Annotated in this window: 24 protein-coding genes; 6 read left to right on the plus strand and 18 right to left on the minus strand. The window is 57.0% G+C overall.

Annotation, left to right across the window (positions count from 1 at the left end):
• Window positions 1-68: 68 nt before the first annotated feature.
• Genes creC through sdhE form a run of 4 tightly spaced genes read right to left on the minus strand, consistent with a single transcriptional unit; the run spans window position 69 to window position 2,848 of the window.
• On the minus strand, window positions 69-1,487 hold the full coding sequence (creC, locus tag H0S68_RS20135; RefSeq protein ID WP_142814474.1) for a two-component system sensor histidine kinase CreC: 1,419 nt from the start codon (window positions 1,485-1,487) through the stop codon (window positions 69-71).
• A complete protein-coding gene (gene creB / locus H0S68_RS20140; protein ID WP_129984121.1) occupies window positions 1,484-2,179 on the minus strand; it encodes a two-component system response regulator CreB in 696 nt (231 codons plus the stop codon). Before creB ends, creC begins: the two co-directional genes overlap by 4 nt.
• Entirely contained in the window at window positions 2,179-2,601 is a 423-nt protein-coding gene (locus H0S68_RS20145) for a protein YgfX (RefSeq protein WP_020828475.1), read from the minus strand. Before H0S68_RS20145 ends, creB begins: the two co-directional genes overlap by 1 nt.
• Complete coding sequence (gene sdhE / locus H0S68_RS20150) at window positions 2,582-2,848, minus strand: FAD assembly factor SdhE (protein WP_020828476.1); 267 nt, start codon at window positions 2,846-2,848, stop codon at window positions 2,582-2,584. Before sdhE ends, H0S68_RS20145 begins: the two co-directional genes overlap by 20 nt.
• A gap of 322 nt (window positions 2,849-3,170) precedes the next feature.
• On the opposite strand from sdhE, the gene ygfZ reads away from it, so the two are divergent.
• Entirely contained in the window at window positions 3,171-4,157 is a 987-nt protein-coding gene (gene ygfZ, locus H0S68_RS20155) for a tRNA-modifying protein YgfZ (protein WP_410528985.1), read from the plus strand.
• A gap of 57 nt (window positions 4,158-4,214) precedes the next feature.
• Here the strand turns inward: ygfZ and H0S68_RS20160 are convergent, their stop codons facing one another.
• Window positions 4,215-4,712: a DUF2165 family protein gene (locus H0S68_RS20160; RefSeq protein ID WP_020828478.1), complete on the minus strand. Its 498-nt coding sequence runs from the start codon at window positions 4,710-4,712 to the stop codon at window positions 4,215-4,217.
• Between the two features lie 164 nt (window positions 4,713-4,876).
• On the minus strand, window positions 4,877-5,551 hold the full coding sequence (gene trhA, locus H0S68_RS20165; protein WP_020828479.1) for a PAQR family membrane homeostasis protein TrhA: 675 nt from the start codon (window positions 5,549-5,551) through the stop codon (window positions 4,877-4,879).
• 183 nt (window positions 5,552-5,734) lie between these two features.
• Here trhA and H0S68_RS20170 point away from each other — a divergent pair, with 183 nt between their 5' ends.
• Window positions 5,735-6,343 carry an HD domain-containing protein gene (locus H0S68_RS20170; protein WP_048760837.1) on the plus strand — a complete coding sequence of 203 codons (609 nt, stop codon included), beginning with the start codon at window positions 5,735-5,737 and terminating at the stop codon, window positions 6,341-6,343.
• 40 nt (window positions 6,344-6,383) lie between these two features.
• Here H0S68_RS20170 and H0S68_RS20175 read toward each other — a convergent pair whose 3' ends face one another.
• From H0S68_RS20175 to H0S68_RS20190, 4 genes are read right to left on the minus strand one after another with little or no spacing between them, the layout of a single operon-like run.
• On the minus strand, window positions 6,384-7,709 hold the full coding sequence (locus H0S68_RS20175; protein WP_046372712.1) for an MFS transporter: 1,326 nt from the start codon (window positions 7,707-7,709) through the stop codon (window positions 6,384-6,386).
• Window positions 7,706-8,359 carry a DUF4286 family protein gene (locus H0S68_RS20180; RefSeq protein ID WP_122080134.1) on the minus strand — a complete coding sequence of 218 codons (654 nt, stop codon included), beginning with the start codon at window positions 8,357-8,359 and terminating at the stop codon, window positions 7,706-7,708. Before H0S68_RS20180 ends, H0S68_RS20175 begins: the two co-directional genes overlap by 4 nt.
• Before the next feature lie 30 nt (window positions 8,360-8,389).
• Window positions 8,390-9,739: an amidase gene (locus H0S68_RS20185; protein ID WP_410528986.1), complete on the minus strand. Its 1,350-nt coding sequence runs from the start codon at window positions 9,737-9,739 to the stop codon at window positions 8,390-8,392.
• Window positions 9,739-10,452: a DUF2848 domain-containing protein gene (locus H0S68_RS20190; protein WP_128865163.1), complete on the minus strand. Its 714-nt coding sequence runs from the start codon at window positions 10,450-10,452 to the stop codon at window positions 9,739-9,741. The genes H0S68_RS20185 and H0S68_RS20190 overlap by 1 nt, the downstream gene beginning before the upstream one ends.
• 129 nt (window positions 10,453-10,581) lie before the next feature.
• On the opposite strand from H0S68_RS20190, the gene H0S68_RS20195 reads away from it, so the two are divergent.
• On the plus strand, window positions 10,582-11,259 hold the full coding sequence (locus tag H0S68_RS20195) for a GntR family transcriptional regulator (protein WP_046372709.1): 678 nt from the start codon (window positions 10,582-10,584) through the stop codon (window positions 11,257-11,259).
• A 7-nt stretch (window positions 11,260-11,266) separates the two neighbouring features.
• On the opposite strand, the gene H0S68_RS20200 is transcribed toward H0S68_RS20195, so the two are convergent.
• Genes H0S68_RS20200 through H0S68_RS20210 form a run of 3 tightly spaced genes read right to left on the minus strand, consistent with a single transcriptional unit; the run spans window position 11,267 to window position 13,098 of the window.
• Window positions 11,267-12,013, minus strand: coding sequence for an SDR family oxidoreductase (locus H0S68_RS20200; protein WP_142814472.1), 747 nt, complete (start codon window positions 12,011-12,013; stop codon window positions 11,267-11,269).
• Between the two features lie 25 nt (window positions 12,014-12,038).
• Window positions 12,039-12,851 carry a MipA/OmpV family protein gene (locus H0S68_RS20205; RefSeq protein WP_217331827.1) on the minus strand — a complete coding sequence of 271 codons (813 nt, stop codon included), beginning with the start codon at window positions 12,849-12,851 and terminating at the stop codon, window positions 12,039-12,041.
• Window positions 12,852-12,864: 13 nt separating this feature from the next.
• On the minus strand, window positions 12,865-13,098 hold the full coding sequence (locus tag H0S68_RS20210; protein ID WP_187961875.1) for a hypothetical protein: 234 nt from the start codon (window positions 13,096-13,098) through the stop codon (window positions 12,865-12,867).
• A gap of 187 nt (window positions 13,099-13,285) precedes the next feature.
• Between H0S68_RS20210 and H0S68_RS20215 the strand changes: the two genes are divergently transcribed.
• The 3 genes from H0S68_RS20215 to H0S68_RS20225 are packed head-to-tail and all read left to right on the plus strand — an operon-like array spanning window position 13,286 to window position 15,894.
• On the plus strand, window positions 13,286-13,954 hold the full coding sequence (locus H0S68_RS20215; protein WP_048760848.1) for a response regulator: 669 nt from the start codon (window positions 13,286-13,288) through the stop codon (window positions 13,952-13,954).
• A complete protein-coding gene (locus H0S68_RS20220; RefSeq protein WP_410528987.1) occupies window positions 13,951-15,357 on the plus strand; it encodes an ATP-binding protein in 1,407 nt (468 codons plus the stop codon). Before H0S68_RS20215 ends, H0S68_RS20220 begins: the two co-directional genes overlap by 4 nt.
• A gap of 6 nt (window positions 15,358-15,363) precedes the next feature.
• Entirely contained in the window at window positions 15,364-15,894 is a 531-nt protein-coding gene (locus H0S68_RS20225; protein WP_149573833.1) for a GNAT family N-acetyltransferase, read from the plus strand.
• Between the two features lie 4 nt (window positions 15,895-15,898).
• Here H0S68_RS20225 and H0S68_RS20230 read toward each other — a convergent pair whose 3' ends face one another.
• The 5 genes from H0S68_RS20230 to gcvT all read right to left on the minus strand — a co-directional run bounded on the left by H0S68_RS20230 (window position 15,899) and on the right by gcvT (window position 25,019).
• Window positions 15,899-16,864, minus strand: coding sequence for a zinc-binding alcohol dehydrogenase family protein (locus H0S68_RS20230; RefSeq protein WP_187963010.1), 966 nt, complete (start codon window positions 16,862-16,864; stop codon window positions 15,899-15,901).
• A gap of 135 nt (window positions 16,865-16,999) precedes the next feature.
• Complete coding sequence (locus H0S68_RS20235; protein ID WP_410528988.1) at window positions 17,000-20,284, minus strand: autotransporter domain-containing protein; 3,285 nt, start codon at window positions 20,282-20,284, stop codon at window positions 17,000-17,002.
• Window positions 20,285-20,524: 240 nt separating this feature from the next.
• Window positions 20,525-23,404 (minus strand): aminomethyl-transferring glycine dehydrogenase, encoded by a 2,880-nt coding sequence (gcvP, locus tag H0S68_RS20240; RefSeq protein WP_410528989.1) that lies wholly within the window; start codon window positions 23,402-23,404, stop codon window positions 20,525-20,527.
• Between the two features lie 86 nt (window positions 23,405-23,490).
• Window positions 23,491-23,877, minus strand: coding sequence for a glycine cleavage system protein GcvH (gene gcvH, locus H0S68_RS20245; protein WP_020828494.1), 387 nt, complete (start codon window positions 23,875-23,877; stop codon window positions 23,491-23,493).
• Between the two features lie 44 nt (window positions 23,878-23,921).
• Entirely contained in the window at window positions 23,922-25,019 is a 1,098-nt protein-coding gene (gene gcvT / locus H0S68_RS20250) for a glycine cleavage system aminomethyltransferase GcvT (RefSeq protein WP_048760857.1), read from the minus strand.
• Window positions 25,020-25,159: the final 140 nt, after the last annotated feature.

Genomic DNA, 25,159 nt, shown 5'->3' on the forward strand with positions numbered 1-25,159 from the left:
TAGGTAATGGCGCCACGATAATGGCCTTCGGTGAAAGCAGGATGTGGTTATGTGAAGGGAAGGTGAAGTCAGAGAGATAAGGTGAAAATAGCCGCCACGCCGTGCGGTTGACGATTGTGCAACCGGATAGATCCCCGGTGCAAACGCGCCACTTCCTGTACAAAGCTCAGGCCCAGGCCGCTGCTTTTCGGCTTGTCGGCCCGTGCCAGCGAATAGAAACGCTCGAACACTTTGTCCAACGCGTAATCCGGGATACCGCTGCCGTCGTCGCTGACGGTGATCCGGTAATGGCCTTCATCGCGTTCGCCACGCACGCTGATCGTGCCGCCCGCGGGGGTGAAATCCAGCGCATTGTCGAGCAAATTGGTTAATGCCTGGCCGATCAGTAACCCATCGCCGGTCAGGGTGATCTCTTCTAGAGCGTCTACCTGCAATAAAATACCGCGCCGTACCGCCTGCGCTTCCTTGCCGGCTACCGCCTGACGCACCAACGCCGCCATCGCGATCGGCGCCGGTTCCAGCCCGGGGCGGCTTTCCAGCCGCGCCTGAACCAGCAGCTTGTCCACCAGTTGCTGGATGCGCGTACTCTGTTGTTCGATATTGGTCAGAAAGCGCTGAGCGGTAGCCGGGGGTGGGAACTCCTGCAACAGCTCCGCTGCGCCGCGGATCGCCGCCAAGGGGCTTTTTAACTCGTGGGTCAGAGTGTGCACATACTGTTCAATGTAGGCTTTGCCCTCCAGCTTCACCCGCATGCTTTCGAGCGCCTGCGCCAGTTGCGTCAGCTCATGGCCGCCCATTTTTGGCAGTGGCACGCTTTCACCTTGCGCGACACCGTCGGCGTAACGCACCAATCGACCAATCGACCGGTTAATCCACCAGACAAAACCCAGACCAATCAGCAATGCAATGCCCAGCAGCAGTGCCCCTGCCCAAAGAATGCGGCGTTCGCTGCGTTTGATCACCGGCGCCATGGTGCTGTTGGGTTTTCCGACGCTAAGCACGCCGATTATCTTGCCTTGCTCCAGCACCGGCGCGGCGACATACATCACCGAGCTGTTTTCATCCTGTGGATCACTTCGCGTACTGCGGGCGCCATACTGGCCGCGCAGCGTCAGATACACGTCATTCCAGCGAGAATAATCCTTACCCAATGCCCTGCCGCTAGAGTCAAAAATGACCTTACCCTGCCGATCGGTAAGATAGACATGATATTCGCTGCGATCTTTGCGAATACCGGCAATATTGGCGCCAATGGGCCGTTGATTGAGTTGGGCGAATGCCTGCGCCAACTGGCCGTGTGCGACGTCGGTACGCTGCATGTCCAGACGCGCGATTTGCGCCAGCAGGTTGGCGGTATCCACCAGCGTGCCTTCGGTTGCGCGCCGCACGCCAGGCTTCACTTCCTGCACGAAAATGCTCAGCACGAAATAGCCCGCGACCGCCACAATCAGGAAATACCCCAGCAGCAGGCGCAGGCCTATTCTCATGGTTGGCGGCTCACGCTATAGCCCAAGCCACGATGCGTATGAATGGGCGGTTCGCCCGGATCGATCTGACGTAGCTTGGCGCGCAAGGTTTTGATATGGGTGTCGACAGTGCGGTCCAGGCTCTCTTCCGCCTGGGCCCAAACGCTGTCCATCAGCTGTTGACGGGAAAATACCCGGCCGGGCGCCAGCAGTAAGGTTTTTAACAGCAGGAATTCATAGCGGGTCAGCGGTAACGGCTGCTGATGGTAATAAATGGTCGCCGCCGGTTCATCCAGCCCAAAGGGGCCGAAGCTATACAGCGTGGGCTGCTGCAAGCGCTGTTGTTTTTGCAAACGACGTAAAATGGTACGAACGCGGGCGCTGACCTCTCGCGGGGAAAAAGGCTTGGCGACGTAGTCGTCGGCACCGATTTCCAGCCCGATCAGGCGATCGAGCTCGTCGCTGCGAGCCGTAAGAAAAAGAATGGGCAAATCCGCCGCCTGCGACAGCAGACGGCGACACAGTTCAAAACCATTGATATCCGGCAAGCCGACATCGAGGATAGCCAACGCGGGCGCCCCTTGCGCCAATGCTTGCAAGGCCGGTTCGCCACGTTCGAACCAGCGCACCTGAAAGCCTTCGCTCTCGAGGGTATAAATCAGCGTATCGGCAATGCTGGGTTCATCCTCCACCAGCCACAGCGTCGGCTTCATCAGGGTTCCTCATCATCACTGGCCGGCGGATACAACAGCTGTTGGCGCAAATGTCGCCATTCGGCCTTGGCCATGCTGTCGGAGGCCAACCATAAGCGACGACGCTTTTTCCCCTGCATCGGTTGCAACGTCAGCAGAATACCGAAGCGCAGCATCCAGGGTTGCTTGACCAACTGCCATTCCTGGCCTTGCCAGCCCACACGCTGGTTCTCCAGCAGGCGTAACTCCCCCTGACGCGACGCAATGCGTTTTTGGCTACGTATGCATTCAAACACCACCAGCGTCAGCAACACCAGCCAGATTGGCCCGTAGCCTTCCGGCCAGGGTGAAATCAGGATCAGCAGGATCAGAACGCCATGCGTCAACAGCGAAAGTAACTGGGTGCGCCAGGAAATACGAACATCACATCGCCACTGGGCCACGGTCTTTATTTCGCGTCTGGATCAGTGTCACCATTCTCTGCAGTTCACTGTCCTGCGGAGCGCCATGATTCATCAGCCAGTTGAACAAATCGGGATCGTCACTCTCAAGCAGGCGGATAAACAGCGCTTTGTCTGTGTCATTCAACCGATCGTACTCATATTCGAAGAACGGCATGATCGAGATGTCCAGCTCACGCATGCCACGGCGACAAGCCCAGTGAATACGTGCTTTGTTATTAATATCCATGTTGTTATGACTAACCTCTTTTCAGCGTGGCAACGCCATCGCAGGGTTCAACCGACACACTGTATGGCAACACCGGCGCGATATAATTCCATCAGCCAAAGATCTGTCTGCAAGGGTAACCTTTGGCCGCAAGCCTATAGAGTAACAATTTGACATACTCGCCGGGAAGGACGTTCTCTGCCTAAAACGTAATTAAGCGCTAAATGTCAAAAAAAGCGCTGCTGCAGCGACAAGCGTGAATAACAGTTTGCAAAGCCCGCCGCCTCTTTTACCATGGGGCCAACACACCTTCAGGTAAGCTAACGTTAAGCAGGATCTTACTATGGCGTATAAAATTCCATTTCCACCCCGTCAGCCTTCCGCCTCTTCCCATCTGCCCCTGACCTTAATCTCGCTGGAAGATTGGGCACTGGTGACGCTGAACGGGCCCGACACGGTAAAATACCTTCAGGGCCAGGTGACCGCTGACATCGAAGCGCTGGCGGCGGACCAGCACGTGCTGTGCGGCCACTGCGACGCCAAAGGCAAAATGTGGAGCAACCTGCGTCTGTTCCACCGTGGCGAAGGCTTTGCCTATCTGGAACGCCGCAGCGTGCTGGACAGCCAACTGGCTGAAATCAAAAAATATGCGGTGTTTTCCAAACTCACCATCGCCGCCGATAACGAAGCGGTGCTGCTGGGCGTAGCCGGTTTTCAGGCGCGTGCGGCGCTGACGGGCATTTTCAACAGCCTGCCGGACGCGGAACATCCGGTGGTGCAGGACGGTGAAACCACCCTGCTGCACTTCACTTTACCGGCGGAACGTTTTCTGTTGGTTACCACCGCAGCGATAGCCGAACAACTGGTCGCCAGGCTGCACGAACAGGCGGAACTCAACGACAGCCAACAGTGGCTGACGCTGGATATCGAAGCCGGTTATCCGGTCATTGACGCCGCCAATAGCGGGCAGTTGATCCCACAGGCCACCAATCTACAGGCACTGGAAGGCATCAGCTTTAGCAAAGGTTGCTACACCGGTCAGGAAATGGTGGCGCGCGCCAAATTCCGCGGCGCCAACAAGCGAGCGCTGTACTGGCTGGAAGGCAAAGCCGGACGGGTGCCGCAGCCGGCCGAGGATCTGGAACTGCAGTTGGGTGAAAACTGGCGCCGTACCGGCACGGTGTTGAGCGCCGCCAAACTTGCCGACGGCACGCTGTGGGTACAGGTGGTGTTGAATAACGATCTGGAAGCCGACAGTAAGCTGCGCGTGCGCGATGATGCCGCCAGCGAATTGGCGATCAAACCGCTGCCGTATTCACTGGAAGCCTAGAGTACCTCCCGGCTTTATCTGGGGGCGCAACCTGTTGCGCCCCTGCTGACATATCCGTTACTCGTCTAACTCCCCATCGCGTTGCACCAAGTAAATCAGCACCAGAATAATGGTGACAAAGAACCGAAAGGCGTCCGGCACTCCGTTCCATTGTTTCGACATCCACATGCCGAACCATTCGCCCCCCACCGACATAAACCCCACCTGCCAGGTCAGAAAACCGAGCGTCAGACCCACCACCGCCAGTTTTTTCTTTCTGTTGAACGCCACGGCGGGCAGTTTCAGACCACACAGCAGGCGCACACCGCCCACCCAGCAGAGCAGTGCCGTTAGGCTTTCCAAGAAAATAATGCCGATGTAACCGGCATGATGCAGCCAGGGAGACTGTATGGAACGGTAGGTGATGGTGGCATCTGGGAAAATGGTGTCCATCATAAAGACATGACGCACAAAGGCGAAGTTGGAACCGTAATCCGTAATATTGCCGAAAGCCACCAGGGTGGCAAATAGCGCAATCGCGCACACCAGCAGCGCTTTGGATAAGCGAATAATCATATTGATGAGTCCTGAAAGATTAACGTAAACACCGAAGGTGCAAAGTCGGGCTCAGGAATAAACAGAAAAATGGGCTTGCTGGATACCCGAAAGAAACAAGCGCCTCTTTTTTAACTTAAAAGAAACGCTTAATCAACATGATACTAACGCTGCAGGGGTGCACGTCAGACGTAAAGATAAATCGCCATAAAGTGGCACAGACTGCCGCCGAGCACGAAGCCATGCCAGATGGCGTGTCCAAAGCGGAATCGCTTCGAGGCGTAGAAAATCACCCCCAGGGTGTAAACCACGCCGCCGACCGCCAGCAGCGTCACGCCGCCTAAGGCCAGACGCGTCGCCAACTGATAGATCACGATCAGCGACAGCCAGCCCATGGTCAGGTAGGTCACCAGCGACAGTGCTTCAAAACGGTGGGCGAACGCCAGTTTGAACAGCACACCCAGCAGCGCCAGGCCCCAGATAACCGCCATCAACCCTTTGGCCAAGGGTGAGTTCAACCCCACCAACAGAAACGGCGTGTAGGTACCGGCAATCAAAAGGTAAATGGCGCAGTGGTCAAACTTTTTCAGCCAATGCTTGGCCTTTTGATGGGGGATCGCATGGTACAGCGTGGAGGCCAGGAACAGCAGGATCATGCTGCCGCCATAAAGACTGTAGCTGGTAATGGCCGTGACATCGGCACCGCTGTCGACCGCCTGCACCAGTAGCAATACCAGGCCGACAATGCCAAAAACCAACCCGATACCGTGGCTGATGCTGTTGGCTATCTCCTCCGCCCACGGATAGGCCGCAGCGGCGATTTTTTCAGTCCCGGCTTTCACTACGCCCGTTTTTCCCATAAAGCACAACCCCTCAAAACGCTCAACATTGTTCGAAATTACCGCAAAGCAGCTTAACTGAGAATAATTTCAGTGTACACGTGTACGCTAAAATAAAACTGTGTACGCGTGTAACCATCGAAATCCCCCGCTCACTGGTCTACAATCGATCCGCTTCAACCCATCTACCTTGAGGTTTACACCATGTCATCCGCTGTACCCGCGTTAGATTTCGGCTCCATGACCCAGGTCATCCAGTTCCTGATGGAAATCGACAAGTTGAAAAGCGTGCAACGCCGCACCAAGGTGCTGGGCACCCAACGCCAGGAAAACTCAGCCGAACACAGTTGGCACTTTGCCGTAGGCGCCATGAGTCTGGCTCCTTACGCCGGTAAAGACGTAGATATTCAGCGGGTGATCCAAATGGCGCTGCTGCATGACATCGTTGAGATCGATGCCGGCGACGTGCTGGTATACGATCTGGCTGCACGTGCAGCGATCCACGATCAAGAGGTTGCCGCGGCACGGCGCCTGTTTGGCATGCTGCCGGACGCTCAACGCGAGTATTTCACCGCTTTGTGGCAGGAATATGAAGATGGCGAGAGCGCTGACGCACGCTTTGCGCTGGTGCTGGACCGCACCATGCCGATGCTGATGAACCTGCATAATGAAGGCCAAAGCTGGGTCGAAAACGGCATCAGCCTGGAACAGGTGTTGTCACGCAATACGATGATTGAAGAAGTTTACCCTGAGCTGTGGAAACACCTGCTGCACCACCTGCAGGACGCCCAGCGCAAGGGCTGGTTGAAGTAACTCGATGCAGGCCGGGTGCATCCCTCACCCGGCCCCACCTTCACAGCGGCTTGTGCGCCGTTTCCTTTGCGGCAATCACCGCCCACAACGTGATCAGCAACGCCACCACCACGTAGGCCGAGATCGCCAGCGTGCTGTCGTAGGACTTGAACAGCGAAGCGATAATCAGCGGCGCAAACCCACCGCCGATAATACCCGCCAGCGTATAGGCCAATGACGAACCGGCGTAGCGCACCCTTGTCGGAAACTGTTCGGTGATAAATGCCGCCTGCGGGCCGTACATCGCCGCATGGATCAATAAACCGACCACCACCGCCAGGCAGATCAGCACCGGCTGGCTGCTGTCGAGCAGCACGAAGAACACAAACGCCCATACCATCGCCGCCAGCGCTCCGCCGATATACACCGGCCTGCGGCCAAAACGGTCCGACAGTGCGCCAAACATGGGGACGGTAATCGCGTTGCCGATCGCCCCCAGCATGGTGGCAGTCAGCGCCAGCGGGCGCGGCAGGTTCAGCACCGTGGTGACGTAGGTCAGCGTGAAGACCACCACCAGCGCATAGAGCACGTCGGAGCCGATACGTGAACCGCCGGCAATCAACAGCGGACGCCGATGTTGGGTGAAGACCTCACGGATTGGCGCATGCGTAACGTCCTTCGAAGCTTCCAGTTTCAGAAACGCCGGCGTTTCCCCTACCCCACGGCGCAGCCACAGGCCAAACACCACCAGCACCAGGCTCAGCAGGAAGGGGATACGCCAGCCCCACTGTTGGAAATCTTCTGCCGACATTGCCACCGTCACCAGCGTGATCAGGCCGGTGCCAATCAGCGTGCCGCAGGAAGGACCGACCTGAGCAAAGGAGGCATTGCGCCCCCGCTGGTGCGGTTTGCCGTGCTCCATCGACAGCAGTACCGCACCGGCCCATTCGCCTCCCAACGCAATCCCCTGAATAAAGCGCAGCGTCACCAACAGCAGCGGGCTCCAGATGCCCCAACTGGCGTAACCGGGCAACAGCCCCATCAGCGCAGTAGTCACGCCCATGATCACCAGCGTCGTCACCAGCACAAAGCGCCGTCCCAGCACGTCGCCGAGATGACCGAACACGATGCCGCCAATCGGCCTTGAAACGTAACCGACCGCATAGGTGGAAAACGCCAGAATGGTACCCACCAGCGGGTCGAAAGACGGGAAAAATACGTGATTGAAAATCAGCGCCGCCATGATGTTGTAAACGGTGAAATCGTACCATTCCAACGCGGTGCCGATAGAGCTGGCGGCCGCCAGCCTGCCGGTTTTCGGTGGGTGAGCGGCAGAGTCGTCAGCGGACAGGTTCAAGGTCGGCGTTTCGGTGGTTGAAGTGCTCATGATGACAGCTCCTGAGTGGTCAGTTGCCAGCCAAGGGCATAATGCAGGGCTTCGGCAGCGGGGATTTTCAGTTGGCGGCAGGCCAGTTCACTCAGCCGCTGGCCAGCCTCGGCGCTGCTGCTTTCGATCAGCAGCATCGGCAACAGATGGCGATTCTCACGCGACTCTTTCGGTAACGGCGAACTGAGCTCCGCGTCCGGCGACAGCAGGCTACTGCGCACAAAGCCTGGTTGCTCAGCCAGCAGAGCCCCCAAATGGCTGATGCTGGCTTTCAATACCTCCGGCTGCGCCGGTGCAAGGTTAACGATAGCCAGGTAACTGCCGCAGCCCTGACCGGTCACCGCCTCCACCGCACACACCCGGCGCATCGGGTCACGCATTTTATCGAGGCTCGCCACCGACCAGGGAGTTTGCTGGGTAAACGCAGCGCGGTAGGCCGCTGAGGTAAAACTGGCCAGTGATTCGGTTTTGTACAGGCCAAGATATTTACGCCCGCCGTGCAGCGCCTGATAACGGGTGCCCGACAAAAAACCAGGCACCCGTACTCGCTCTTCCACGTGCTCGCGGTCGTACCACTGATTGAAATCCGCCTCATCCTGCGTGGCGATATCTGTTGCGACAAACAGCATTCCGTTCGGGGAACCGGTCATGGGGACTCTCCTGTTAGCTCAAAGTAAAAATCACGCGCCGGCGAGGCAACGTTCGATTGCCAGCGCCCACCCCAGCAGCGCTTCGTCATGCAAAGGCAGTGCGGCCACCATCAGGCCAACCGGTGCCGCATCGGCCTGCTGGCACGGCAATGACAATGCACAGCCGTCGAGGAAATTGATCACCGAAGGATTACGCAGCACGGCGCCATTGATACGGAAATAGGCTTCTTCATCTGCTTCCAACTCGGCAAGGGTCGGGGCAACGAAGGGCACCGTCGGCATCAGCAACGCATCGAATCCTTGCACTGCGGTACTCACCCGCCGTTGCCAATCGGCGCGCTGTGACCGTAATTGCTGCAGGTTGTTTTCATCCAGCGTTTGGCCGCGACGAATGCGTGACAGCACCCGAGGGTCATAAGCATCGGCATGTTCGGCAATCAAAGCCCGGTGCCAGTGCCAGGACTCCAGCGCGCTAAAACCGCCGTCGGCATTGATCGCCGCCAGCTCGGCGAACTCCTGACAGGGAATAAATTCAATTTGCGCCCCAGCCTGCGTCAAACGTTGCAGGCTGAGATGAAACGCGGTGGTGACCTCCCGATCCAGGCCATCCAGCACCAGGGTTTGCGGGACGGCGAAGCATGCCTGACTCAAATTTTTCTGCTGTGGTTGCAGCGGCCGATCGGCGATTGCCGTATCCAGCGCCAGGCACCCGGCAACGTCATGAGCAATTACGCCTATCGAATCCAGTGAAGGGGAAAGTGGCAGCAGGCCGCCGCTGCTAATGCGGCTGGCGGTGGGCTTATAGCCGGTCAGGCCGCAGAAGGCCGCCGGGATCCGCACCGAACCGCCGGTGTCGCTGCCTATCGAGCCGAAACACATGCCGTCGCTCACCGCCACCGCAGCCCCCGAGGACGAACCGCCGGGAATACGACGAGCGCTGCGATCCCAGGGATTAGCGGGCGTACCGTAGTGGGGATTGATCCCCAGCCCGGAATAGGCAAATTCGGTCATGTTGGTTTTGCCCATCACCACCGCGCCCGCTTGCAACAAACGCGCCACCACGGCGGCATGGGCATTAGCCACTGGCGCACTGGCCAGTACGCGCGACCCGGCCGCGGTGGCTTCCCCTGCAACATCAAACAGGTCTTTGACCGACACCGGTACGCCGTCCAGCGCCGACAACGGGTTACCCGCGGCACGCCGCCGATCGGCCGCCAGGGCCTGCTCCTGAGCCCATTGAGCATACACATGAGTAAAGGTGCGCCGCCCCTCTCCCTGCTCGTCCGCAATTTGTGACAATGCGTCAGCGGTTAACCGCGCGGCGGTAAATTCGCCGTTGGACAGGCCTGAAGCGGCCTGGGATAACGTCAGCTTTTTCATCAGGCCACCACCGGCAGCTCAATGCTGCTGTAATGGTGGCTGATGGTCCGCCCCAGCACCTCATCCACCAGTTCCATACGGAATTCGGTCGCCGGCCGGATGCCGCCAATCGCCGCCACCGTACCGCAGGCCATCGCCAGACCGTCTTGCGGCTGAGGCACTGTCAGCCCACTTTCCGGTAACTGTTGGCCACTCAGGTAGCGATCCAGCAGATCGCCCGGAGTACGCAGGCTGGCCAGACGGCCCTGCTGATAGAGCTGGAATTCGCCGTTTTCCTTGATCCACGAGCGCAGGATCAACGAGTCCCAGTGCGCGATCACCTCACGCAACGGCCAGGCGGCACGAGCCACCGGCTTGACGCAGAGCTGTTTGGACAGGGCCACGCTGTGCGCCTCCAACTGACGATCGGTATGATCCGAAGCCAGCGAGACATACAATTCACCGCGATGTGTGAAGATCAACGGTTCCGCTTCGCCGGAGCTGGCATTGCCAATAACTTCGATACGTTCGCTCTGGCTGAGCTGGTTAACCGCCACCCGGTAAAACAGAGGAATTGCACTGGGTTGGGGCACGCCGAGCTCGGCCAGCTCCCTGATATGGTGCAGGATCGCCTCGCGATCCCGGCCGGTCCAGCCGGCAATCACCAGGTGATCGATCTCGACATCCAACACCCCAGTGCCGCTGGATTCGGGTAAAGTAAAGGTCAGTCTCATGGCGTTTGTGCCTCTTTGGTTAAAATACTGTGAAATTTCACTATATCTTTAGTTACCAAATAAGCGATTTCCGTGCCATGTTTTTGTGTACTATGTCTAAAAACTTTCGTCTTGCAGGAGCAGAACGTGATGACCCTTGACGCAGAGAGCCCGGAACTCCCGACGGCAGAGGAAGCCGGGCTGTCACTGAATGAACTCGCCTACCGACGCTTTAAGCAGGCGCTGGTGACGTTAAGTTATAAACCTGGTGAATATCTCAATACCGCTCAGGTGATGAGCGAGCTGGACATGGGCAGAACGCCGATCAATCAGGCGATCCACCGGCTGGCCAATGAAGGATTGCTGCAGGTGATCCCGCGTAAAGGGGTGATGGTTGCGCCGCTTTCGATGGATGATGCGCTGGAATTGATTGAAGTACGTTTGGCCAATGAAATGCTGTGTATGCGGTTGGCGAGCAAGAGAATTACGGCCCCCCAGATCGCCGAGCTTACGGATCTCAATCAACAAATCGAAGCCGCCAGTCAGCAACGCGATCGAGTAAAAATGATGACGTTGGATCATCAATTCCACCAGCAGTTGGCGCAAATCGCCGGTAATAATATGCTGGCCGACATTCTGAGCGTACTGCATGCCCGAGCACAGCGCTTTTGGGCCAGCACGCTATCACGCGAAGGCCACATGCGAGAGGTGATAGAGGAGCATCGGGCGATTATCGCCGCACTGGCCGCGCAGGACGATGATGCAGCCGCCAATGCGGCGCAGGCGCACATACTCTCATTCCGCAGTGCGCTACTGCACGAGGGATAAGCCGCCGTCAGCGGCCGCCGGCGGCTTCAATAAAGCTGCCGGTGACGTAAGAAGCGGCATCGGACAGTAACCAGACGATGATTTCCGCCACCTCTTCCGGGGTGCCGCCACGCTGCATCGGCAGGCTGCTTTTTACCCGATCAACGCGCCCCGGCTCGCCGCCGCTGGCATGCATTTCGGTATAAATCAGCCCTGGCCGCACGGCATTTACGCGGATGCCCTGCGCAGCCACCTCCAGCGCCAGCCCGGTGGTAAGCGTGTCTACCGCCCCTTTGGAGGCGGCATAGTCGATGTATTCTCCCGGAGCGCCGAGGCGCGCGGCAGCGGAAGAGACATTGACGATCGCCCCGCCCTGGCCGCCATGACGCTGCGCCATGCGCTTCACCGTCTCACGGCAACAGAGAAAATAACCGGTAACGTTGGTACTCAATACCTTATTGATGCGCTCGGCGGTCAGTTGCTCAATCCCCGTCTGCTGACACAAGATACCGGCGTTGTTAACCAGCGCGCTGATCGGGCCAAGGCCGACATCCAGTGCATTGAACATCGCCACCACCTGATTTTCATCGGCGACATCCGCCCGTAGTGCCAGTGCACGACCGCCCATGGCTTCAATTTCCGCCACCACCTGCGCCGCCGCGGCCTCATCTTTCAGATAGTTAACGCCCACCGCATAACCCTGTCGGGCCAATAACAACGCCGTGGCGCGGCCAATGCCGCGGCTGGCGCCAGTAACCAATACAACTTTCGTCATGTCGTTCCTTTCTCTGGTTGGGAAGTCAGAAACTGTAGCTGGCGCTCAGGAAGGCGATGCCGGCCGTTTTTTTCTCGACGATCGGGCTTTTGGCCGCGTCGCCCAACAAAGTATAGAGACTCACACCGCCCTGAAAGGCAATTTCTGGCGTCAATTGGTAGTTCAGCACGCCGGTAAGCGTGGCTTGCTTAAAGCCGCTACCCGGTCGATACGCGGCGAATGACGTTTGCTTCGCCTGTTGCTGCGTCACGCCAAAATAACCACGCTGGTAACCCTTGTTGGCCCAGGTGGTGCTCAAATCGGTTGAAAACGTCAATGCCTCGCTCAGCGGATAAACTGCCGCGATACCCAGATCGACGTATGCAGTATGCCCCAGGTCCTCATCCCCATAACGCCGTGCTTTGGTGGCCTGCATTCCCTTAACGTAAGTGCGAAAAGGGGCAAATTTATAGCTCAGCTCAATACCGGCTTCAAAAGCGCCACCCAAATCGCCCATGCCTTTCAGCCGCTTGTTGTGACCCCGCAGCGTTTTCACCTCTTCATCACGCCCACCGTCATAACCAGCCAATAGGGCTATACCGAAGGGCCCGGATAACGGCAACTGCCAGCGAGCACCGTTTTGCAGCCCGAGGCTGAAGTCACCCCAGGCAGACTTCTCGTAACCGGCCTCAATATCGTACAGCGGCACGGCACTGTAGTCGGAAGCTCCCTGATAGTCCGGCGCCACGGCCATGCCGCCGCTGAATTTCAATGACGCCTCTGCGCCATCTTGCGTAAGCCCCTGCAGAGGGAATAACACCAATAACGTGGCCGCGGAATAACCCAGGGTATTTTTCACCGTATCTGCCTTATTATTTAATAAAGGGTTGTAGCGCCACCAGGCGCCGCAATTGTTTTTTAATGCGTGGTTTTAAGCTTTTATAAAAATCCGATGACTCCGTATGCTGAATAAGAGGCAGGGTGGATAACAATGGGCCGCCACGATCCCCATCTTGCGCATCGACGTGGAAAGACAGCATGGTCAATACCAACAATAAACTTGCGCCTAAGCGGGCAGCCTTCATTGAAAGATTGTCGATACGCATTTTTTCCACCTGAATGATTTATTCAGAGTCGAGCGTACTTGAAAAAGGACGGGGCTCCCTTAACGTCAAATTAATCCCAGATTAAGGTTTGCTTAAGAAGGAGCGAACAAACGGGATGACGTCGTTGTCTTCCCCTTGCGGTTGTAGTTATATAGCCGCCAGCGCCGTGACATAAACCGGATATCAAGTGAACATATTGCTTGTGGAAGACGATCTGCAATTGGGCAAAGCCCTGTGCCGTGCTTTGGAGCTGGCCGGGTTTGATTTGTGCTGGGTGCGGCTAGTCCATGATGCACAACATAAATTGTCTGAGGGCAGCTTTGATTTAATGCTGCTGGATCTCACCCTGCCAGACGGCGATGGCTTGAAAAAACTGATCGAATGGCGCGCTGCCGGCCAAAATATTCCGATCATTATTCTCACCGCCCGTGACCGCATTGAAAGCCTGGTCAACAGCCTGGATTCCGGCGCAGATGATTTTCTGGCAAAGCCTTTTGCCCTGCCTGAGCTGATATCCCGCGTGAAGGCGGTAAACCGGCGCATGGCGGGGTTTGCCTCCCAAACCTGGAGCCTGGGCAACCTGTATCTGGACCCGATGAACCACCAGGTCACGCTGGACGACGAACTGCTGCTGCTGTCGAAAAAAGAGTACCGCCTGTTGCACGAACTGATGCGTTGCGCCGGTACCGTGGTGCGTAAGGCCGCCCTGGAACAGCGTCTGTTCGGCAATGGCGATAATGTAGAAAGTAATTCTCTTGAGGTGCACATGCATAATCTGCGACGAAAAATTGGCAAGGAGAGAATTATTACCGTACGCGGCATAGGGTATTTATTGAAAAAAGAGTCTCAGGGATGATTAGCTTCAAATCCTTTTTCATGCGAACCATTGTTTTCCAGGTAATGGCCATACTGGTGCTCTGGGGAATATTGCTTGGCTGGGTAAAATACCTTTATTATCCAGATGCTGAAAAGTACCTGGATAATCAGCAACGCATTGTCGCACAAGGCATCGCCAATATTCTCGATAAGACTGTTATCACCGACAAAAATTACACCGATATCATTAAAGATATCGAAGTCATGTATATCGACTCGATTAAAAACGGTATGCAAGACGAGATAGATTATCGCCCGTTATTCGTTGTTTACGACAGCAGTAATCGGATGATCTACGCCTCGCCGCAACAGGACAAAGCATTATTCCTGCCCCCTTCAGTGCTGTCCGGCACCATCAGTTACGCCAACGTGAAGTGGCATATCGCCGGCAGTTGGAGCGATAAACAAAAATATCGGGTGATTGTCGGCGAATCCTTTGACAACCGGACCACCATTTTCGGCAATCCGGCGGAAAGTACCGCGATCCCTTTGCTGGTGATCCTGGCGGCGATCATTGTCACGCTGCTGATCACCGCCTACTTCAGCCTGCGACCGCTGCGGCAAATTGCCCGTACCATCTCTGACCGTAAACCAGGCAATTTATCGCCGATCAATGTACGCGCGCAGTATCAGGAAATTCGGCCTGTGGTGCTAGAAATCAATAAGCTGATGACGCGTATCGACGCCGCCAACCAGCGGGAAAAACGCTTTATGGCGGATGCCGCCCACGAACTGCGCACCCCGATTGCCGCCGTGCTGGCACAGCTGCACCTGCTGACTCAGGTGGCGGATAAAACCGAACGGCAGGAAATTATTGGCGACATGCAACAGGGGCTGGATCGCGCCGCATCGCTGTCGCGCCAGCTGATTGATCTGGCCAAGCTGGAGTCGGAAGACTTTCCGCTCAAGATTGAAGCAGTGGATATCTACGCAGAAATCAGCAAATGCATTGCTCAACACGTGCCCTACGCAATGGAGAAGAACGTTGAGCTTTCGCTCGAGGGCAGTGAAAACGTGGTGATCGATACCGATCGCCATTCGCTGATCACCATCTTTACCAACCTGCTGGAAAACGCCATCAAATACGCACCGCCCGGCGGCAGGATCGAAGCCAACATCCGTTCGTTGTCCCCCTTGGGCTGCTATATTACCCTGCGTGATAATGGCCCCGGCGTGAGCCGGGAATACCAAAAACACCTGTTTGAGCGTTTTTATCGCGTGCCTGGCGTCCAGCAGACAGGCAGCGGCCTGGGGTTAGCCATTGCCAAAAACCTGGCCGATAAAATCGGGGCGCAGCTAAGGATCACCGAAGGGCTTGATGAACGCGGCATCGGGTTTGTCATCGACCTACCGGAAAGTTACCTGATACCGACGGAGAACTAACTCCCCATGACCGATCCCATTTTACTGCAGCGGCACCAGCTTGATGCGCTGTGGCAGATCGACCGCAGTGAAATTATTGATACTCTTTATCGCCTGCAAGACGGGGAGTTACAGCCTTACAGTGACTATTACGATGTACGCGGCTGGGATCCACACGATCGGGAAACCTATACGCCGATCCATGAACAATGCTTTGCCCGCGGCGGGGCATTTTTCGCCCTGTTCGAAAAAGGTCAGATTGTCGCTGCTGCGGCGGTAGATACCTTGCCACGCGGCCCGCAACAGGACTTGCACCAACTGCTGTTTTTCTACGTCGGTGCCGCCCAACGCGGTAAAGGGCTGGGCAAAATCCTATTCCGCCGTTGTCTGCAGCAGGCCAGAAAAGGCGGGGCTCAGGGGCTGTACGTCTCCTCAATCCCCAATAAAAACACCGTGGATTTCTACCTGTCGCAGGGCTGCCAGGTGATTGATCAGCCGGATGCAGAGCTGTTCGCCCGCGAACCGGAAGATATCCACCTGGTTTGCTATTGCCGCTAGCCGCCTATTGGGCAATACGGATCACCGAACGCACGTCGCTTTTCTTGTTCAGATCCCAGACTTCAGCGATCTCTGATAAGCCGTGCTCCTGGGTTTCGACCGAAATCTGCCCTGCCGCCGCCAATGCCAGAATTTCGCTGGCATATCTTTTCATTTCAGCCACCGGCGGGAAGTTGCCGGTGCCGCTGCCGATGATTTGTAGTTGATTACTGCGCAACACCGCCGCCGGCAGTCGGATATCCGGCCCGGCCATCGATCCGACGTTGACCAAACGTATGCCGCGTCCACCTGCGTAGGAAGACAAATCATGGTTGTTAAGCGTCGCAAGCAAGGCTTCGGTCGCTGCCCCCCAGATATAATCGACAATCACCTGATAGCCATGCGGCCCCGCTGCGGCGGCGAAAGCCTGTGTCAGTGCAGCCCCTTCCAGTCCAAGATCGACCGTAGCATCAACGTCCAGCGCATCCAGCACGCTCTGGCGACGACCGGCTGCGACAATTCGTCCCGCCCCCGCCTGACGTGCAGCCGCCACTGCCAGCTTGCCTGACGTCCCGGTCGCGCCAACAATCAGCACCGTTTCACCGGGCTGTAACTCGGCACGCCAGTGCAGTGGCAGCCAGGCAGCAAACGCCGGGTTAATCAACGCGGCGGCGGTAGCATCATCCACCCCTTTCGGCACCGGCACCGTCCAGGAGGCGAGGCTACGTTCTGCCAGCGCACCGTGCGGCTGGCGGAAGGAGGCAAAATAGACCCGTTGACCGTCCGGCGCGTAGCCAACGCCATCGGTGCCGGGTACGATCGGCAAGATCTTCGGGCTTGAGTAATGCGTTCCGGCCACTATGGCGCGATCCAGTTGTTTGATGCCGGCCACGCTCACCGCGATCACCGTTTCCCCTTCACGCGCTACCGGTTCGTCGATATTGCCAAACACCGGTGCCTGCCCTAATGCGTTTACGATTGCTGCTCTCATCATGGATCCTCACGCCGTTCAGATGGCCCTGCGGCGATAATTGAAAAGGGACACTGCATCATGCCGTGTCCCTTGATAATACATCTAGCCGAAAAGTGTTATTGAAATTCGCTCAGCGGCAAGCTGGTTTAAACATCAGAAGCGCCAGGTTACGGCAACGTTACCCTCTAATGAATGACTGCCCTGGCGTAACAGTTCGCTGGAAACGCCGACGCCCAAAGAGACCGCCTGGTTGAGTTGATACTGCACACCGGCCTGTGCGGCCAACGTATCACGCCCGGCCAAGGTGCTTTCGCTATCAAAGGCAGAGGCGTTATACCCCACAAATTGAGCGCGCTGGGTCACTTTGTTGCTTAACAACTCATGTTGCCAACCCAGGCGCAAAGTGGCTGACAATGCCTGCGAGCCCTGCAACGGCTGCTGGTACAGTGCCTCCACGCCGAGCGTGCTTTGCAGCGAGTCGGCGTAACGCCCCTTAATCTGCAGCGGCGCGGTACCGAACCCGGACTCTTTGATTGTGCGATGAGTAGTCGCGGTATAGTCCAGCGCCGCGACCGGGCCGAGGCTGAAGGTATCGGTTAACGCAAAATGATAGCCGCCGCCCAAGGTCAATGACCCATTCCAGGCCGTCCAGTGACTTTTGCTGGTACCGCTGATGCCGGCAACATCAAACTGGCGCTTCATCTGATTATCCTCCGCCCCTATGCGGCCCAGACCGTAGGCGAAAGGCCCGGCCATCACGTCCTGCGCATAATTGAACTGCAAGCCAACATCAAATGAGGTGCTGTTCGTACGTGCCCGATCGGCGCTTTTGGCATTGACCGTTTGCCCGCCGACCGCCGCGTGGAACCCGGTGGTCAGGCCCGCTACCAGCCCGTTACGTTTCTCGGCACCGAACAGCACGCCATAACGCGATGCGTTGTAACCGGCGATATTGCCCGTATTATTTTGCCAATTGCCACCGCCGTAAGGCAGAGCAAAGCTGATCCAATCTGGCTCGTCGCCGGTGGGTGCCAACGTCAGATTGCGTTCCGGCGCAGTCAATGCCCGGGTTAACTGGCGTTCGCGGTCAAATGAGGTCTGAATCAGGCTGTTATAAGCCGACGGCTCCAGTTGAGCCAACGCGCTATTCACCTGCCGGCCTTCGGGGCTGGAGAAGTCCAGCGCGGTCAGTAACGGCCGCAGGTCATCCCCCACCGTCGCCGCAGCATGGGCTAACGCCAGACCCACATTTCGTTCATTCGCAGTCTGCGCGTACTGGCTGTAGGCCGATGCGTCACGGGTTGCGCTGATTTGATATTGCCCGTCCTCCAGTGGTGCCACCCGGAAGCTCAGCGTCGGTGACTGTGCCTGAATGCTCAACTGCTCGAATTCACCGCTGACCTGGCCTAATTGCAGCAGGGAAGTACTGTTCATCTGCCAGTCCGAGGCATACCAACCTTTGACCGGCAGCAGCTCCAGAGCCCCGCCCAGACTGGATTTGCCGCTGATTTGTACTTGATCCCCCTGCCCCAGACTGTCAAATGTCAGTTGCAAGCGCCCCTGTGGTCCTTGAAGATAATTACCGTTGATTGACAGCTTGCCAAAAGAAGCCCCGGTAGTGAGTAAGCCATTGTTGGTAAACAACCCGGCATCCGACAGCCCATAGCGGCTGTTGCCCGCCAACTGGGCGCCCGGTTGGATATCCACGCTATAGACCTGATGGTCGCCGTTCAGCGTGGTTTTCCCGCCTTCGGCCACCAGCGCAAGGTTATCCTTGCCGCGGATATTGCCGTTATAGGTGAAATCAAAACTGTTATCCGCCAGCGCAGTGACCTGCCCCTGCGCATCTGGCTGCAGGCCGAATGTTAAGCGAGTGAGGCGAGCCTGGTTATTTTCGTCCCGTTGCGCATAATCGGAAATTATGTCGCCCTGAATATCGGCGCCGCGCATCACGTTAATCGCACCGGCCAATGCATTCACCGACTGGTAGATGGCCGCTTTGGCTCCTTTCAACGAGCCGGTGATATCGAAGTTAGACACCAACGGCGCAGCGCGGTATTGGGACAGGTCGACCCCAGCCCACTGCCAGATATACGAGCCACGGTATTCAGTTTCGTTGCCCAGCAGGTTGTTGCCGAAATCCAGCCTGGCGGCGATGCCTTCTTTACCGGTCGCTTCCAGGCTGCCGCGTTGAATAATGCTGTGGCTATCTCCGTAAGCCACCAATAAGCCGGTGCCGTAATCGCCGTTGGCCTGCACCCGCACGCCAGGTGCAATACTGAGCGTATTCCCTGCGCCATCAATTCTGATACCTGCAGCGGCAACACCATCCGCCAAAATATCGCCGCGCTGCTCGACCCGATTATTACTGCCATAAATGTGCAACCCGACACCTCGGGCTGCGGTATTGGCCTTGCCGTCGATATACCCAGTACCTGCGGCGTTGCGCGCAAAATATCCTTGTTGGTTAACCATATCCAGACCGCTGCCGTACACCGAGTGACCAAAGAAGTTACGGCGGTCGATGCCGTACCCCATGTCCTGCAGCAGCGCCAGCTCGGCTTCCATCATTATGGTGTAATTGCGGTAGTCTTGGTGGCTCATCAAGCTGCGATCCAGTTCAATGTGGGACATGTAATCATCATCCAGATCGCCCAGCACACCGAGAATACGCACCGGAACACCCGGCATGGCGCCTGCCAATACCTCCTTGACGTGGCTACCGGCGAAATAACCCCGATCTTTGCGTACGTCAAAGGCCGAAGGGTCGTCCGGCCCCTCACACTTAGTACACAAGATAGCCTGCCCCGGCTGTGCAGGGTTGCCATTGTCATCAAACAGGTGCGAACTCCAGCTGCCGAACGTCGGGCCAAACTGGGTCACACCATCAGCCACACCGGCATCAGCGCTGATGCCTAATGCATGAGCTATTTCATGAAAAATGATGACTTCCAGATCGGCACGGTGATCGGTGGGGATCAGTGCTGGCGAAGCCTGGCCAGGGGTAAAATCCATTTTCCCGATCTGGACGACGGCATGGGCACCGCTGTTCAATTCGCCGGCATCCTGGCCCTGCAACACTGCCTGAAGCTGGGTCAGGCTAAATGCGGCATCACTGACGTCTGGGCTCATCGCTCCCGCATTCTCGTCGTCAAAGGTGCCGACGTTGATTACGCCCGGCAATTTGCCTGGCAGGGGTTTGATAATATCGGCCCAGCGTTGCGCGGCGCTGATCACCTGAGATTTTTTAGCATCATCCAACACCCGGGTGGAGTGTTTTGGAACGCCATCATCATTTAAATAACTGCCATCGGTTGGACCGTAGAAGTTCAGTTTAAACACCGTTTGGCCGCTGTTATTCCGAACGTCATAAGTCTCAATTGCCTGCGCGGAACACAAGGGTAAAGCCGCAACGATTGCGATAGCCAACTTTTTCATAGTGCACTCCCTGTCAGTAAATCTTCCCTGCAAAATAGTTTGCTGATGACAATTTAGCCGCAGGGGTTTAAACGGAAAGTAAACTGGAGAGAGTCTTAAACGATCGGGGTAACAAACTGAAGAAAAATAAAATAACCAGTAATTAATCAAATATATAAGCAAGAAAACCCTCAGGGTTTAGCCATAAAAAAAGCAGCGCATAATGCGCTGCTTCCTGATGGCAAACCTCGCCGAATAAGCTTATTCGTAGTCGCTCATCGGCACACAGGAACAGAACAGGTTACGATCGCCGTACACGTCATCCAGACGCTTCACGCTCGGCCAGTATTTGTTCTCACGTACTCCGGCGATAGGGAACACCGCCAGCTCACGGCTGTAGGCGTGCTGCCAATCGCTGACCAGCTCCGCCTGCACGTGTGGGGCGTTTACCAGCGGGTTATCTTCCAGCGGCCATTCACCTTTTGCTACCCGGTCAATTTCTGCGCGAATCGCCAACATCGCATCGATAAAGCGATCCAGTTCGACCTTGCTCTCCGACTCGGTTGGCTCAACCATCAGCGTGCCCGCCACCGGGAACGACATGGTCGGCGCATGGAAGCCGTAGTCGATCAAACGTTTGGCGATATCCATTTCGCTGATACCGGTTTCTTCCTTCAGCGGACGAATATCGAGAATACATTCATGCGCCACGCGATGATCGCGACCGGTATACAGCACTGGGTACGCGTCCTTCAAACGGGTCGCAATATAGTTGGCATTAAGGATTGCCACCTGGCTGGCCTGCTTCAACCCTTCCGCGCCCATCATGCGGATATACATCCAGCTGATTGGCAGGATAGAAGCACTGCCGAACGGCGCAGCGGAGACCGCGCCCTGCTGGGTGGTCACGCCGTCGATCTGCACCACACTGTGGCCTGGAACGAACGGGGCCAGGTGTGCTTTCACGCCGATAGGGCCCATGCCTGGGCCACCGCCGCCGTGCGGGATACAGAAGGTTTTATGCAGGTTAAGGTGCGAAACGTCCGCCCCGATGTAACCTGGGGTGGTGATGCCCACCTGCGCATTCATATTGGCGCCGTCGAGGTAGACCTGGCCGCCGAACTGGTGAACGATCTGGCACACTTCACGGATGGTTTCTTCGTACACGCCGTGGGTCGACGGGTAGGTCACCATGATGCAAGACAGTTCTTCGCCCGCCTGTTCTGCCTTGACGCGCAGGTCATGCAGATCGATGTTGCCGTTCTTGTCGCAGGCGACCACCACCACGCTCATGCCCGCCATTTGCGCGGAAGCGGGGTTGGTGCCGTGCGCAGAGCTTGGGATCAGGCAAATATGACGGCCTGCTTCATTGCGGCTTTCATGGTAACGACGGATCGCCAGCAAACCGGCGTATTCACCCTGTGCGCCGGAGTTCGGTTGCATGCAGACTGCGTCATAACCAGTCAGTTGCACCAGCCACTGCGACAGTTGGCCAATCATTTGTTGGTAACCTGCCGCCTGCTCCGGTGGACAGAACGGGTGCAGTTCGGAGAATTCAGGCCAGGTGATCGGGATCATTTCCGCCGCGGCATTGAGCTTCATGGTGCAGGAGCCCAGCGGGATCATCGCCTGATTGAGCGCCAGATCCTTGCGTTCCAGACGGTGCATATAGCGCATCATCTCGGTTTCGCTGTGATAACGATTAAACACCGGGTGAGTCAGGATCGGATCCTGACGCAGCATGGCGACCGGGATCGACTGGCTGTTTTTACTCACCGCGGCGTCCAGCGCGTCGATGTCCAGGCCGTGATCGTCACCCGCCAGCAAGGCAAACAGCGTCTGCACGTCTTCACGTGAGGTCGCTTCGTCCAGCGTAATGCCTACGGCACCGTGAATGTCGGTACGCAAGTTGATGCCGAAGCTCAATGCACGTTCCAGCACCGCGGCCTTGTCTTTCACTTCTATCGTCAGGGTGTCGAACCAGGTTTTATGGCGCAATGCCAGCCCGGCTTGTTGCAGCCCGGCGGCCAGAATGTCGGTCAGACGATGGATGCGCCCGGCGATGCGTTGCAGGCCCTGCGGGCCATGGTACACCGCATACAGGCTGGCTATGTTGGCCAGCAGCACCTGCGAGGTACAGATATTCGAGTTGGCTTTTTCGCGGCGGATATGTTGCTCACGGGTTTGCATCGCCATGCGCAGCGCGGTGTTGCCGGCGGCATCGCGGGAAACACCAATGATACGGCCCGGCATTGAGCGTTTGAACTCGTCGCGACAGGCAAAGAAGGCGGCATGTGGGCCGCCGTAGCCCATCGGCACGCCGAAACGCTGTGCAGAACCGAACACCACGTCGGCTCCCTGTTTGCCCGGAGCGGTCAGCAGCACCAACGCCATAATGTCGGCTGCCACGCTGGTGCCGATTTTACGATTCTTCAGCTCGGCCAGCAGTGCGCTGTAGTCGTGCAGTTCACCGGTGGTACCGACCTGTTGCAGCAGCACGCCAAACACGCCTTGCAGCTCCAGAACTTTCTCGGCTTTATCCACGATCACTTCGAAACCGAAGGTTTCGGCGCGGGTACGCACCACGTCCAGCGTCTGAGGATGTACGTCATCAGCCACGAAGAAACGGTTGGCGTCTTTCAGCTTGCTGGCGCGTTTGGCCAGCGCCATCGCTTCGGCAGCCGCGGTGGCTTCGTCCAACAGCGAGGCGGACGCCAGATCCAAACCGGTCAAATCCAGGGTCAGGGTTTGGAAGTTCAACAGCGCCTCAAGACGGCCCTGGGATACTTCTGGCTGATACGGGGTATAAGCGGTGTACCAACCTGGGTTTTCCAGCATGTTGCGCAGGATCACCGGCGGCGTCAGCACCGCGCTGTAGCCCATACCGATATAGGATTTGTAGCGCTGATTCTGCGAGGCAATCGCCTTCAGTTCGGCCAACGCCTGATGTTCAGTTGCCGCATCGCCCACCGGCGGCGGCGCAGGCAGTTGAATGTCTGCCGGCACAATCTGTTGGATCAGCGCGCTGAGCGAGCGTGCGCCCACCGCTTCCAGCAACTGCTGCTGTTGTTCTGCAGAAGAGCCGATGTGACGTTCGATGAACGCTTCGCTGTGTTCAAGTTGGCTGAGTGTCTGAGTCATTGCTACAAATTCCTGAATTCTGGCGTGGTACGGGATATAGCCTGAACTAAAACGCCCCGGCAGAAAGACCTGGGGCGTTGCATGGATTACTCGTCGATAGAAGCCTGATAAGCACCGGCGTCCAGCAGGTTCGCCAGCTCGCTCTCGTCTGATGCTTTAATCTGGAACAGGAAACCTTCACCGTAAGGCTCGCTGTTCACCAGCTCCGGAGAACCTTCCAGTTCAGCGTTTACCGCTACGATTTCGCCGCTGATTGGCGCGTAAATGTCCGATGCCGCCTTAACGGATTCCGCCACGGCGCAATCTTCGCCTGCGGCAACGACGCGGCCCACTTCTGGCAAATCAACAAACACCATATCGCCCAGCAGTTCCTGCGCGTGTTCGGTGATACCTACGGTGTAAACGCCGTTACCTTCTGAACGAACCCACTCGTGGGAGGATGCGTATTTCAATTCTGTTGGCACATTGCTCATCGCCAGCTACTCCTTCGAAGAAATAAAGAATCAATAAACAAAAATTAATTAATCAGTGACTTACCGGCACGCACAAAGCCAGGTTTGGTGACCCTGACCGGCATTTCACGGTTGCGGATCTGTACGATAGCCTGTTCGCCGATACCGGCAGGGACGCGGGCCAGGGCGATGCTGAAGCCCAGGGTCGGTGAAAATGAACCGCTGGTGATCACCCCTTCATGCGTCTGGCCTGCCGCATCGGTGAAACGCACCGGCAGCTCATTACGTAATACGCCTTTTTCCGTCATGATCAAGCCGACCAGTTGTTCGGTGCCCTGCTCACGCTGTTTTTCCAGCGCGTCACGACCGATGAACTGACGATCTTCCGGCTGCCAGGCGATGGTCCAGCCCATGTTGGCGGCCAACGGCGAAATACTTTCATCCATCTCCTGGCCATACAGGTTCATGCCAGCTTCCAGACGCAGCGTGTCACGCGCGCCCAGCCCGGCTGGCTTAACGCCTGCCGCCAGCAGTTGCTGCCAGAAATCCGCCGCCTGCTCTTTCGGCAGGGCGATTTCATAACCCGCTTCGCCGGTATAACCGGTGGTGGCGATAAACAGATCCCCTGCCTGCACGCCGAAGAAAGGCTTCATGCCTTCAACCGCGTTTTTTTGTTCCGGGGTGAATAAGGTAGCCGCGCGTTCTTTGGCCTGTGGGCCCTGTACTGCAATCAGCGCCAGATCGTCACGCACCGTCAGCGTTACGCCATACGGCGCTGCGTGCTCTTCGATCCAGGCCAGGTCTTTGTCGCGTGTGGCGGAGTTCACCACCAGGCGGAAATAGTCTTCAGTAAAGAAGTAAACGATCAGGTCGTCGATTACGCCGCCGGACGCGTTCAGCATGCCGGTGTACAGCGCTTTGCCAGGCTGGGTGAGCTTGGCGACATCGTTCGCCAGCAGGTAACGCAGGAATTCACGGGTACGGGCACCGCGCAAATCAACAATGGTCATATGGGAGACGTCGAACATACCGGCATCCTGACGCACGGCGTGGTGCTCATCGATCTGGGAGCCATAATGCAGCGGCATCATCCAGCCATGAAAATCTACCATGCGCGCACCGCACGCCACGTGCTGGTCGTACAGTGGGGTTTGCTTTGCCATCTTTTCCCTCATTCCACTCAGAAGCTGAAGATAGGGTGCTGCTACGCAATACGTCAGATTATGGCTCGTGGCCGGATTGCGTGGCGCACTGACTGCCCAACAGAAACGCTGCGTCGAAATTGACAAAAACTGCGGCAAAT

The organism is Serratia sp. AXJ-M (assembly GCF_046531865.1).
GTDB classification, from domain to species: Bacteria; Pseudomonadota; Gammaproteobacteria; order Enterobacterales; family Enterobacteriaceae; genus Serratia; species Serratia liquefaciens.